A 12,489-nucleotide genomic window follows, 5' to 3' on the forward strand; every position below is an offset into this window, starting at 1 on the left:
CGACTCCGACATTTGCTTACGGCATGCTAGTGGACTATTCACTCGGGATGGATGGCCAGAATGGCGCGTGAACCTGAGATCGTCACCCGTTATCGCCGTCTGGCGCTGGAGAATGATCCGGTCGCCCAGTTCAAGCTCGGTGATCTTTACCGTCTGGGCTACCAGGTCAAGCGGGACCTGGACGAGGCGGTGGTATGGCTGGTGCGCTCGGCCCGCCAGGGCAACGCCGAGGCCATGGCCCTGCTGAAGAAGATGGCCGCCGAAGGGGTGGACGTGCGCCGCCGGGTCGACGATCTGCCGGGCAAGGCGCCCCATGCCGAGCGCCCCGATTACGGAACGCCCCCGGCCGAGGCCGCGTCTCCTCCGCCTCCGCCCCCGCCGGAACCCGTTTCCGCGCCCCCTCCTACCCCCGTCCAGGCCGGTCCTAAGGTCATTGCCCTGCCCGAGATCGAGGTGGAGACCGACCCGCTGCATATCGGCGAGTTCGTCGCCGACCCGGCCCGTCTGCGCGCCGCCGCCGACAAGGGCGATACGGCGGCCATGGTGGCGCTGGGCAACGCCTACCGCGAGGGCAAGGGCGTGGCGGCCGATCCGGCCGAGGCGGTGCGCCTTTACACCCTGGCGGCCAAGGCGGGCGACGCGCGGGGCCAGTACTCGCTGGGGGTCATGTACGACCAGGGCCTGGGGGTGGCGCAAAGCAACGCCCACGCTCTGAAATGGTTCCGCGAGGCGGCCAAGCAGGGCGACGCCCAGGCCCAGTACAACCTGGGCAACATGATCCAGCAGGGGCGCGGCGTCGAATCCAGCGCCGAGGTGGCGGTCAAATGGTTCCGCCAGGCCGCCGACCAGGGCGACGCCGGGGCCATCTTCGCGCTGGGCGCCCTTTACGAATCCGGCAAGGGGGTCGAGCGGGACGAGACCCAGGCGGTGGAGCTTTACCGTCAGGCCGCCGACCAGGGCCTCGCCTCCGCCCTGCACAACCTGGCCAACATGCTGCGCCAGGGACGCGGCACCGACGCCGACCCCACCGAGGCTGCCGTGATGTGCCGCCGCGCCGCCGAGCAGGGATTGCCCGAGGCCCAGTACAATTACGCGGTGATGCTGGCGCTGGGTCTCGGCGTGGACAAGGACGACGAGGCCGCCATCCGCTGGTTCCGCCGCGCCGCCCAGTCGGGCGATCCGCGCGGCGAGGTGCAGGCGGCGGCGCTGGAAAGGCGCCGCACGGCGGAGGCCTCGTCATGAGCGGCCCGAAGATCTCGTACGAGGTCCAGGTCCTGGCCGACAAGAACTGGGTCATCGCCGAAATGGCGCCCGACGAGGCCAAGGCCAAGGCCTTCGCCGAGAACCTGCTGCAGGCGGGCAACCATGCCGCCGTGCGGGTGGTCAAGGATCACGAGCGCATCGACGGCACCCATTCCGAAACCATCCTGATGGAGAAGAAGGCGGCGGAGAAGGCCGCCGGCGATCCCACCCTGGCCACCATCACCGAGGCTCCGCTGTGCTCGGATCTCGAGGATTACTACGCCCAGCCGGCGCGCACCACCATGGGCAAGCTGCTGCGCAAGTATCTGGACGAGGCGCTGGTGACGCCCTTCGAGCTGCTGCACGACGCCAAGGAGATGAAGCGCTTCGCCGACAAGGGCAACCTGCTGTTCTCGGCCATCGACCGGGTCGCCACGCTGCAGGCCAAGGCCACGGGCGAGGAGTCCAAGGCGCGCAAGGACATCCTCGACAAGACCTGGGAGGAGATGGGCAAGCGGGCGCGCGACTTCGCCGCCAAGAAGCCCAAGCCGCCCGCCACCTTCGCCGAGGCCATGGAAGCGGCCAAGGGTGATCCCTTCACCCTGCGTTCGACCATGACCCTGGCGCTTTTGGAAAAGCGCTCGTGGTTCGGCAAGCTGGACCTGCTGATCACCTGGGCGGCCGAGCCCGAGGCCAAGGGCAACATGGTGGAGATCGACGCGGTGATCGCCGACCTCACCGTGCCGGCCCAGGTCATCCAGGACCTGCTGGGCTTCCAGTCCAACCTGTCGGCGGCGCTGTGCACCATCGTCGCCCTGACCGAAGGCGGCGCGGAAGCCGCCAAGTTCGCCCCCCAGACCTTCACCGAGCTGAACAAGCTGTTCGCCGAAGGGGCGCTGCCGCAAAGCCGCGACGTGCTGATGGGCCGGGTGATCCGCGAGGCCGGCGGCACCAATCCCCTGTCGCGCAACGATTCCTCCCAGGAATATGAGATGTTCCACAAGCTGCTGACCCGGCTGGTGGACAAGGACCGGGTGGTGGGCGGCGCGCCCATGGCCGAGGCGCTCTTGCAGCGCGGCGCCCGCGTGCTCAATTCCGGCGGCGCCAGCGTTTCCGCGCCCCAGGCGCTGCAATTGCTGCTGGGCGCGTTGCCGGACGGCTGCGTCCGGCTGCAGTTCCTCCTGACGCTGGCCGGCTCCAACCTGGGGCGCAGCATGGGCGAGATCCTGACCGAGATGCTCGACGCCCATGTGCGGCGCTCCAACCACATCGACGCCTGGGTGCCGGTGCGGCTTGCCCCGCCCGCCCGCATGGCGGCGCTCAACAACGCCAACAAGCTGCTGCGCACCTGCCCCAATCTGGTGGACGAATTCAGGAAGGAACTGGCCGACCGCATCGACGACGTGATGGTCCGCTACCTCACCGCCGAGGAGATCATCGAGAAGGTGGACAAGCCCGACGATCCGCTGGCCATGCGGGCCATCCGTCTGGTCAAGTTCTGCGGCTCGGGCGTGCTGATCGAGGGCAAGTCGCTGAACATGGCCAAGGCCCGCGTGGTCGAGCATCTGCGCCAGAAGCAGTTCGAGGAGAAGTTCGTCGCCTCCATGCCCGACCCCAGCCAGGGCGAGAAGCACCTGCGCGACTTCCACCGTCTGCTGGTGGAGTGCGGATTCGGGTAAACGCCCCCCTTGTCATCCCGACGCCCTGGGCGGAGGGATCTCCGTTTGGCGTGCTGTTTCCTGCTTGGGAAAGCCGGTTCAGGATGAGATCCCTCGCCAGGGCTCGGGATGACGGGTTGAGAGCCCAAAGAATCACTGGCGGTGCGCCGCACAATCGTTGTAACTACCAGCCATCGGCCGCGCGATCCCGCCCGGCCGCGATGAGGCGTGGGGAAATGCCAGGACCTGTTCTCGTCACCGGAGCGACCGGATTCGTCGGCGCCGCCATCGTGCGCGCCCTGCTGGCCCGCGGCGAGTCCGTGCGCGTGCTGGCGCGCCCCACCTCGGACCGGCGCAACGTCGCCAACCTGCATGTGGAGGTGGTCGAGGGCCGGCTGGAGGACGCGGCCTCGCTCCGCAAGGCCATGCAAGGCTGCCGGGTGCTGATCCACACCGCCGCCGATTACCGCATCTGGGTGCCCGACCCGGCCGCCATGATGCAGGCCAACGTGGAAGGCACCCGCGCCCTGATGACCGCCGCCCTGGCCGAGAAGGTGGAGCGGGTGGTCTACACCTCGTCGGTGGCGACCTTGGGCCATATCGACGGCGGCGTGGCCGACGAGGACACGCCCAGCGACATTTCCGACAAGGTCGGCCCCTACAAGCAGTCCAAGTTCCTGGCCGAGGAGGTGGTGCGCCGCATGGTGGCCGAGAACGGCCTGCCGGCGGTGATCTGCAACCCGTCCACCCCCGTCGGCCCCGGCGACGTCAAGCCGACGCCCACCGGGCGCATGATCGTCGAGGCGGCGTCGGGCCGCATGCCGGCCTATGTGGATACGGGCCTCAACATCGTCCATGTGGACGACGTGGCCGAAGGGCACCTGCTGGCGCTGGACAAGGGCCGCATCGGCGAGCGCTACATCCTGGGCGGGGACAACCTGACCCTGGCCGCCATCCTGAACAAGATCGCCGGAATCACCGGCGGCAAGCCGCCGCTGATGAAGCTGCCGCGCTGGCCGCTCTATCCGCTGGCCCTGGGTGCCGAGACCTGGGCGCGCTTCTTCGGCGGCGAGCCCTTCGTCACCATCGACGGGCTCAAGATGTCGCGCTGGCATATGTTCTTCTCCTCGGCCAAGGCCGAGCGGGAATTGGGGTACCGCCACCGTCCCGCCGACGAAGCGCTGGACGCGGCGGTGGAGTGGTTCAAGAGCATCGGGGAGGTCTCATGAGTCTGGCGTCGCTTGCTGGCGTGGTCGGGGCGGGAGCCTGGGCCTGGCTGTTGACCATGCGCGGTTCGTTCTGGCGGATCGAGGATGCCCCCCAGGCGGTGGTGCCGGAAGTCTGGCCCCAGGTGGTGGCGGTCATCCCCGCCCGCGACGAGGCCGACGTCATCGGCGCCACCATCGAATCCCTGCTGTCCCAGAACTACCCAGGCGAGTTCTCGGTGGTGCTGGTGGACGACCATTCCTCGGACGGCACGGCCGAGGCGGCGCGCAAGGCGGCCGAGGAGATGGGGCTGTCGGCCCGCGTGACGGTGGTCGAGGCCCCGGAACTGCCCCGGGGCTGGACCGGCAAGATGTGGGCCCAGAATCACGGCGTCGCCGTGGCGCGGTCCAAGTTCCCCGAAGCTGACCTGCTGCTGCTGTCCGACGCCGACATCCGCCACGGGGCGGGCGAGTTGCGCCGCACCGTGTCGCGCATGCTGGCCGAGGGTCTGGACATGGCCTCGCTCATGGTGCGGCTGTCCACCGAAAGCATTTGGGAAAAGGCCATCGTTCCCGCCTTCGTGTTCTTCTTCCGCATGCTCTATCCCTTTTCCTGGGTGAAGGATTCGCGCTCGACCACGGCCGCCGCGGCCGGCGGCTACGTGCTGATCCGCCCGGCCATGCTGGAAAAGATCGGCGGCATCAAGGCCATCAAGGACGCGCTGATCGACGATTGCACCCTGGCGGCGGCGGTGAAGGCCCATCACGGCCGCCTGACCATCGACCTGGCCGAGGAAACCATCAGCACACGGCGCTACGAGGGGCCGGAGGGGCTGTGGCGGATGATCTCGCGCTCGGCCTATACCCAGCTGCGCCATTCGCCCGCCTTGCTGATCGGCACCGTGGTCGCCATGCTGCTGGTCTTCGTGGCGCCGCCCCTGCTGGCCATGAGGAATGGCGGCGGCGCCTCCACCGGCGCCCTGGCCTGGGCGGCCATGACCATCGCCTATTATCCCATGGTGCGCTATTACCGGCTGTTCCCGGCCTGGGCGCTCGCCCTGCCGCTGGTGTCGCTGTTCTACCTGGGCGCCACGCTGCATTCCGCCGTGATGTACTGGCGCGGCCGGGGCGGCGAGTGGAAGGGACGGTTGCAGGACACCCACGGCCAGGGGGCACGCCCTTGAACGCCATGAGCCCGACCGTCTTCACCATCGACCCCGCCCAGTACGAGATGGTGGCGGGCATCGTGCGGGCCTCGGGGTCGTCGTTCTACTGGGGCATGCGCCTTCTGGACCGGCCCCGGCGCTACGCCATGTACGCCATCTACGCCTTCTGCCGGGTGGTGGACGACATCGCCGACGAGCCGGGCGATCCCGAGGTCAAGCGGGCAGGACTGGCCGAGTGGCGGGTGGAACTGGACCGGCTCTATGCCGGCGCCCCCACCGATCCCATCGCCAAGGCCCTGCATGGGCCGGTGCTGCAGTACAACCTGCCCAAGGAAGACTTCCTGGCGGTGATCGCCGGCTGCGAGAGCGATGCCCAGCCCGAGGTGACGGGCCTTTCCATGGCCGAGCTGGAGCTTTACTGCGACCGGGTGGCCTGCGCCGTCGGCCGCCTGTCGGTGCGCGTGTTCGGGCCCCTGCGGCCCCGGTCCATCGAGGCCGCCAACGCCACCGGCATGGCGCTGCAATTGACCAACATCCTGCGTGACGTGGCGGTGGACGCCAGGATCGGGCGGCTTTACCTGCCCGACGAACTGCTGGCCAAGCACGGCATCGCCAGCCGCGCCCCCAACGAGGTGCTGGCCCATCCCAATCTGGTGGCGGTGTGCCGCGAACTGGGCGAGACGGCGCGCGGTTATTTCGCCGCCTCCGACGCCGCCCAGGCCGAGTGCTCGCACTCCGACATGCGCCCGGCCACCCTGATGAAGGAGATGTACCGCGAGATCTTCAAGCGGGTCGAGGCCGAGGGCTTCGTACCGCGCGATCCGCCGGTCAAAGTCTCGAAAGCCTTCAAGCTGTGGTGTATTCTCCGCCACGGTTTGCTCTGAGCCATGATTTGAGGTCGAACAGTGTCTCCCAGCGAAATCAATCCCCGTGACTTCACCGCCGCCTCGTTCCGCGATCCCCTGGAGCGGGCGATCAACGACTCCGCCGCGGCCCTGCTCGCCAAGCAGAAGGACGACGGCCACTGGGTGTTCAAGCTCGAAGCCGACGCCACCATCCCGGCCGAATACGTGCTCTACCTGCACTATCTCGACGAGCGCGACCCCGAGCTCGAGGCGCGCATCGGCGTCTACCTGCGCGAGATCCAGGAAGACCACGGCGGCTGGCCGCTGTTCCACAGGGGCGATCTGAACATCAGCGCCTCGGTGAAGGCCTATTTCGCGCTCAAGGCCATCGGCGACGACATCAATGCGCCGCATATGGTGAAGGCCCGCGAAGCCATCCTGGCCGCCGGCGGCGCCGCCACGGCCAACGTCTTCACCCGCACCCTGCTGGCGCTGTTCGGGCAGATCCCCTGGAAGGGCGTGCCGATCATGCCCGTGGAGATCATGCTGCTGCCGCGCTGGTTCCCCTTCCACATGGACAAGGTCAGCTACTGGTCGCGCACCGTGATCGCGCCGCTCACCGTCCTGATGACCAAGCGGCCCCAGGCCCGCAATCCGCTGGGCATCCATATCCAGGAACTGTTCGTCACGCCGCCGGAGAAGGTCACCAACTGGTATCTGGAGCCGGTGCGCTCCAACTGGGCCTATCTGTTCCGCGGTATCGACATGATCCTGCAGAAGGTCTACCGCTTCTTCCCCAAGTCGGTGCAGGACAAGGCCATCGAGAAGGCGGTGGCCTTCGTGGACGAGCGCCTGAACGGCGAGGACGGGCTGGGCGCCATCTTCCCGGCCATGGTCAACGCCGTGTGGATGTACGACGTGCTGGGCGTGCCCAAGGATGACCCCCGCGTGGTGATCGCCAAGCAATCCATCCGCAATCTGGTGGTGGAGGAAGGCGAGCGCGCCTGGGTGCAGCCCTGCCTGTCGCCCATCTGGGATACGGCGCTGGCCACCCATGCCATGCTGGAGGTGGGAACGCCCGAGGCCGACGCCGCGGTGCGCAAGGCCGCCGACTGGATGGTGGCGCGCCAGATCACCGACGTGGTGGGCGACTGGGCGGTGCGCCGCCCCGGCCTGGCGCCCGGCGGCTGGGCCTTCCAGTACAACAATCCCCATTACCCCGACGTGGACGATACCGCCGTGGTGATGGCGGCCTTGGACCGCATCGACCCGGTGAAGTACGCCGAGCCCATCGAGAAGGGCAAGGTGTGGATTCAGGGCATGCAGTCGGAAGGCGGCGGTTGGGGCGCGTTCGACGCCGAGAACACCAGCTACTACTTGAACCATATCCCCTTCGCCGATCACGGCGCGTTGCTGGATCCGCCCACCGCCGACGTGTCGGCCCGCTGCGTCTCGGTGCTGTCGGTGCTGGGCGAGCGGGGCAAGGATAAGGTGGCGCACGAAGGCGTCGATTACCTGCTGCGCGAGCAGGAGGCCGATGGCTCGTGGTTCGGCCGCTGGGGCACCAATTACGTCTACGGCACGTGGTCGTCCTTGTGCGCGCTCAATGCCGCCGGCCTGCCCCACGACCATCCCGCCTTCAGGAAGGCGGTCAAGTGGCTGGAATCCAAGCAGCGGGAAGACGGCGGCTGGGGCGAATGCGGGCGGTCCTACTGGGACGACCAGCCGCGCGGCCTGGGCGGCCCCTCGACGCCGTCCCAGACCGCCTGGGCGGTGCTGGGCCTGATGGCGGCGGGCGAGACCAAGTCGGCCGCCGTGGCCAAGGGCATCGACTACCTGATCCGCACCCGCAACGAAGAAGGCCTGTGGGATGAGGAGCATTACACGGCGGTGGGTTTCCCCCGCGTGTTCTATCTGCGCTACCACGGCTATCGCCAGTTCTTCCCCATCTGGGCCCTGGCCCGCTACCGCAACCTCACCACCGGCAATGCCGGTCCCGTGATGCATGCCCTCTGACCACGCCTTTCCCGAATCCTGCTGGGGGCCGGGACTGGGCAAGGGGGCCCGCGTGGGCGTCATCGTCGGCATGACCAGCGAAGGCGCCCTGCTTCCCGCCGGCACCCATTGGGCGGCGGCGGGGGGCGTGACGAAGCGGGTTAGCGAACTGGCGGAAAAGCTGCTGGCCGAAGGCGCCGAGGGGCTGCTGTCCTTCGGCATCGCCGGCGGTCTCGACCCGGCGCTGAAGCCGGGCGACGTGGTGGTGGGCTCTGCCGTGCAGTGGGAGGGCGAGACCTACGAGGCGGACGGGGTGTGGAAATGCCGCCTGCTGTCGGGCATTGCCTTCTCGCGCTCAGGGATTGTGGCGGCGGTGTCGCGCATCGCCGCGACGCCCGAGGCCAAGCGCGCCCTCTATGAAGGCGGCGCGTCGGTGGTGGATATGGAAAGCGGGGCCATGGCCCGGGTAGCGGCCAGGGCCGGCAAGCCCTTCGCCGTCTTGCGCGCCGTGGCCGATCCGGCGGATCGGGGATTGCCCAAATCGGTATTCGTGGGGCTTGCCCCCGACGGGTCCCCCCGCCCGTGGGCCGTCATGGGGGCGCTGCTGCGCCGCCCATGGGAATTGCCGGGACTGATCCGGGTCGGCCTGGACAGCCGCGCCGCCCTAGTTGCCCTGGGAGACGCGGTGAAGGTTGTTGGCCCGTCCCTCGGCGTGTAGCATTTCCAGGTTCTTGGCCATCAGTTCTTCGTAGTTGTTGATGGCCGGGCGCTGCTTGTCCAGCGGCAGATCGGGGGCGAAGGGGCCCTCGGTCTTGGGGCCGCGCAGCGCCACCACCGCCGCCTTGATGGGATTGGTGATGCAATCGGCCACGGCGGTGGGCTCGTAGCCCGAATGGACCATGCAATCGGCGCACTTCTCGTACTTGCCGGTGCCGTAGGAATCCCAGTCGGTCTCTTCCATCAGTTCCTTGTAGGTCTTGGCGTAGCCCTCGCCCAGCAGGTAGCAGGGGCGCTGCCAGCCGAACACGTTGCGTGTCGGGTTGCCCCACGGCGTGCAGTGGTAGGTCTGGTTGCCGGCCAGGAAGTCCAGGAACAGGGACGACTGGGTGAATTCCCACTTCTTGCCCTTGCCCAGACGGAACAGCTTGCGGAACAGTTCCTTGGTGGCGCGGCGGTTCAGGAAGTGCTCGGTATCGGGGGCCCGCTCGTAGGCGTAGCCGGGCGAGATGGTGATGCCGCCGACGCCGATGGTCTTGGTGTAGTCGAAGAACTTCGCCATGCGCTCGGCATCGGCGTTGTTGAACAGGGTGCAGTTGATGTTGACCTGGAAGCCGGCCGCCTTGGCCGCCTTGATGGCCGACACCGCCTGGTCGAAGGTGCCTTCGCGCGACACGGCGCGGTCGTGGTCCTCGCGGTCGCCGTCCAGGTGGACGGTCCAGGTGAAGTTCTTGTGCGGCTTGAAGGAATCGAGCTTCTTTTCCAGCAGCAGGGCATTGGTGCAGACGAAGACGATCTTGCCGCGCGCCAGCGCGCCCTCGACGATCTGGTCGATCTCGCGGTGCAGCAGCGGCTCGCCGCCGGCCAGCACCACCACGGGGGCCGGGCACTCGTCGATGGAGGCCAGCGCGTCGGCCACCGAGATGCGTGAATTCAGGATGGCGTCGGGATAGTCGATCTTGCCGCAGCCCGCGCAGGTGAGGTTGCAGCGGAACAGGGGCTCCATCATCAGGACCAGCGGGTAACGCTTGTTGCCCACCAGGTGCTGCTTGACGATGTAGGAACCGATCTTGATGGACTGGTGAAGGGGAACGCCCACGGGATAAACCCTAATTCTGCCTCGACGCGCCACCCGCTTGGGAAGCGGGCGGATCATACAGGCCGGACTTGGAAAGTTTCAACGGTTTAAGGAGTGTGGGCTTTGCGGGGCTGGGGTAGCTGATTTGTCATGCTGAGCGATAGCGAAGCATCTTTCAGCCTCTGGCGATTGCTGTTTCAGGCTGAAAGATCCCTCACTGCGTTCGGGATGACAATCTTTCCTATGCCGCGTCCTCGTTGTCCAGCGCATAGCCGGCGGCGCGCACCGTGCGGATGATGTCGGCCTCGGTGTCGCAGTTCAGCGCCTTTCTTAAGCGGCGGATGTGCACGTCCACGGTGCGCGGCTCGACGTAGATGTCGGGGCCCCAGACGGCGTCCAGCAATTCCTCGCGCGAGAACACGGTGCCCGGGTGCTGCAGGAAGAACTGCAGCAGGCGGAATTCGGTGGGACCCAGATGGATGGCCTTGCCGCCCCTGGCCACGCGATGGGCGGCCAGATCCATGGTGATGTCGCCCCAGGCGATCTGGCCCTTCTGGCTGACCGGCTGGGCGCGGCGCAAAAGGGCGCGGACGCGGGCCATCAGCTCGGGCAGCGAGAACGGCTTGGTGAGGTAGTCGTCGGCCCCCGTATTGAGGCCCCGGATCTTGTCGCCTTCCTCGCCCCGGGCGGTCAGCATGATGATGGGCAGTTCGCGGGTGGCGGGCTTGCGGCGAATCTGGCGGCAGATCTCGATGCCCGACAGCGAGGGCAGCATCCAGTCCAGCAGCACCAGATCGGGCTTGCGCTCGGCCAATACGGTCAGCGCCTCCTCGCCATCGCCGGCCTCGGCGACGCGATAGCCTTCCTTTTCCAGGTTGTAGCGCAGCATGGTAGCCAGCGCCGCTTCGTCCTCGACGACCAGAACCAGGGGCTTGGAAGGGTTGGCGGTATCGCGGGCGGTCATTCCATGGCTCCGAGCGAGGCGCCCTTGGGCCGGTCGCCCTTGGGCTGGGTGCCGAGAATCTGGAAGTGCAGGGTCTCGGCGATGTTGGTGGCGTGGTCGCCGATGCGTTCCATGTTCTTGGCGATGAACAGCAGGTGGGTCGAGGCGGTGATGGTGCCGGGATCTTCGGTCATCTGGGCGATCAGATCGCGGAAAACCGTATTATAGAGGGAATCCACCTCCTCGTCGCGTCCCCAGACGCCGATGGCCTTGGCGAGGTCCTTGTCCACATAGGCGTCCAGGATGTCCTTCAACAGCGCCAGCACCAGCTCGCCCAGGCGGACCACGCCGGCGGTCCGGGGCGTGGCGGCGATCTGGTTGAGCACCAGGGCGCGCTTGGCCAGATTGGCGGCGTAGTCGCCGACGCGCTCGATCTCGCCCGAGATGTTCAAGGCCGCCACGATGTGGCGCAGATCGCCGGCCATGGGCTGGCGCAGCGCCAGCAGGCGTACGGCGAAGGAATCCACCTCGTGGTCCAGCTCGTCGATGCGGCAATCGTTGTCGATCACCCGTTGCGCCAGCTCGTCGTCGCGCCGGGCCAGGGATTGCAGCGCCGCGCCCAGCTGGGCCTCGGCCAGACCGCCCATGCGGGCGATCATGCCCGACAGGTGGGCCAGTTCGTCGTCGTAGGATTTTACCGTGTGATCGCTCATTACCTCAGTCCCGCTGAAATTGTCATCCCGACGACCATGGGGAGGAGGGATCTCGTTCTGGCGTGATGCCGGGGCGGTCGGCTCCATGCCAAGTGGAGATCCCTCGGCTTCGCCTCGGGATGACAGGCTTTCACTTTCGGCGTCATCAACCGAACCTGCCCGTGATGTAGCCCTGGGTCAGCGGCTCCTTAGGGTTGGTGAAGATTTCCTCGGTGCCGCCCACCTCGATCAGCTTGCCCAGGTGGAAGAAGGCGGTGCGTTGCGACACGCGGGCCGCCTGCTGCATGGAATGGGTGACGATGACGATGGTGAAGTTGTCGCGCAGCTCGTCGATCAGCTCTTCCACCTTGGCGGTGGCGATGGGGTCCAGCGCCGAGCAGGGCTCGTCCATCAGGATCACCTCGGGGGCTACCGCGATGGCGCGGGCGATGCACAGGCGCTGCTGCTGGCCGCCCGACAGGCCGGTGCCCGATTCCGACAGGCGGCTTTCCACCTCGGCCAGTAATCCGGCCTTTTCCAGGCTGCTCATGACGATCTCGTCCAGCTCGGCCTGGTCGCGGGCCAGGCCGTGGATGCGCGGCCCATAGGCGACGTTGTCGTAGATGGACTTGGGGAACGGATTGGGCTTCTGGAACACCATGCCGACCCGGGCGCGCAACTGCACCACGTCCAGCGAGCGGTCGTAGACGTCGGCCCCGTCCAGCGTCAGGGTGCCGGTGACCCGGGCCCCGTCCACCATGTCGTTCATCCGGTTGATGCAGCGCAGGAAGGTGGACTTGCCGCAGCCCGACGGCCCGATCAGCGCCGTGACCTCGCCGGCCGGAATGTCCAGGTCGATGTCGTGCAGGGCGTGCTTGTCGCCGTAATGGACGTTGAGGCCGCGGGCGGCGATCTTGGAGGTGCCGCGGGGAATGAACTGGTTCATGG

General features: G+C 67.5%; 11 protein-coding genes. 7 read left to right on the top strand and 4 right to left on the bottom strand.

Annotated elements, in window-relative coordinates; all coding sequences use genetic code 11:
• Nucleotides 1-60: 60 nt before the first annotated feature.
• The 7 genes from WV31_RS17920 to WV31_RS17950 all read left to right on the top strand — a co-directional run bounded on the left by WV31_RS17920 (nt 61) and on the right by WV31_RS17950 (nt 8,829).
• The gene (locus WV31_RS17920) at nt 61-1,242 is read left to right on the top strand and encodes an SEL1-like repeat protein (RefSeq protein ID WP_085374846.1); all 1,182 of its coding nucleotides are present in this window, start codon (nt 61-63) and stop codon (nt 1,240-1,242) included.
• A complete protein-coding gene (locus WV31_RS17925; RefSeq protein ID WP_085374847.1) occupies nt 1,239-2,921 on the top strand; it encodes a hypothetical protein in 1,683 nt (560 codons plus the stop codon). Before WV31_RS17920 ends, WV31_RS17925 begins: the two co-directional genes overlap by 4 nt.
• Before the next feature lie 215 nt (nt 2,922-3,136).
• Nucleotides 3,137-4,129 (top strand): hopanoid-associated sugar epimerase, encoded by a 993-nt coding sequence (hpnA, locus tag WV31_RS17930; protein WP_085374848.1) that lies wholly within the window; start codon nt 3,137-3,139, stop codon nt 4,127-4,129.
• Entirely contained in the window at nt 4,126-5,289 is a 1,164-nt protein-coding gene (locus tag WV31_RS17935) for a glycosyltransferase (RefSeq protein WP_085374849.1), read from the top strand. Before hpnA ends, WV31_RS17935 begins: the two co-directional genes overlap by 4 nt.
• Nucleotides 5,290-5,294: 5 nt before the next feature.
• Nucleotides 5,295-6,155, top strand: coding sequence for a presqualene diphosphate synthase HpnD (gene hpnD, locus WV31_RS17940; protein ID WP_085375653.1), 861 nt, complete (start codon nt 5,295-5,297; stop codon nt 6,153-6,155).
• A 21-nt stretch (nt 6,156-6,176) separates the two neighbouring features.
• Complete coding sequence (shc, locus tag WV31_RS17945) at nt 6,177-8,132, top strand: squalene--hopene cyclase (protein WP_085374850.1); 1,956 nt, start codon at nt 6,177-6,179, stop codon at nt 8,130-8,132.
• Entirely contained in the window at nt 8,122-8,829 is a 708-nt protein-coding gene (locus WV31_RS17950; protein ID WP_085374851.1) for a phosphorylase family protein, read from the top strand. Before shc ends, WV31_RS17950 begins: the two co-directional genes overlap by 11 nt.
• Here WV31_RS17950 and hpnH read toward each other — a convergent pair.
• From hpnH to pstB, 4 genes are all read right to left on the bottom strand, one after another.
• Nucleotides 8,776-9,927: an adenosyl-hopene transferase HpnH gene (gene hpnH, locus WV31_RS17955; protein ID WP_085374852.1), complete on the bottom strand. Its 1,152-nt coding sequence runs from the start codon at nt 9,925-9,927 to the stop codon at nt 8,776-8,778. The genes WV31_RS17950 and hpnH overlap by 54 nt on opposite strands.
• Before the next feature lie 220 nt (nt 9,928-10,147).
• Nucleotides 10,148-10,870 carry a phosphate regulon transcriptional regulator PhoB gene (gene phoB / locus WV31_RS17960; protein ID WP_085374853.1) on the bottom strand — a complete coding sequence of 241 codons (723 nt, stop codon included), beginning with the start codon at nt 10,868-10,870 and terminating at the stop codon, nt 10,148-10,150.
• Entirely contained in the window at nt 10,867-11,562 is a 696-nt protein-coding gene (gene phoU / locus WV31_RS17965; RefSeq protein WP_085374854.1) for a phosphate signaling complex protein PhoU, read from the bottom strand. Before phoU ends, phoB begins: the two co-directional genes overlap by 4 nt.
• A 145-nt stretch (nt 11,563-11,707) precedes the next feature.
• Nucleotides 11,708-12,487 carry a phosphate ABC transporter ATP-binding protein PstB gene (pstB, locus tag WV31_RS17970; protein ID WP_085374855.1) on the bottom strand — a complete coding sequence of 260 codons (780 nt, stop codon included), beginning with the start codon at nt 12,485-12,487 and terminating at the stop codon, nt 11,708-11,710.
• Nucleotides 12,488-12,489 lie beyond the last annotated feature (2 nt).

The organism is Magnetospirillum sp. ME-1 (assembly GCF_002105535.1).
Taxonomy (GTDB): domain Bacteria; phylum Pseudomonadota; class Alphaproteobacteria; order Rhodospirillales; family Magnetospirillaceae; genus Phaeospirillum.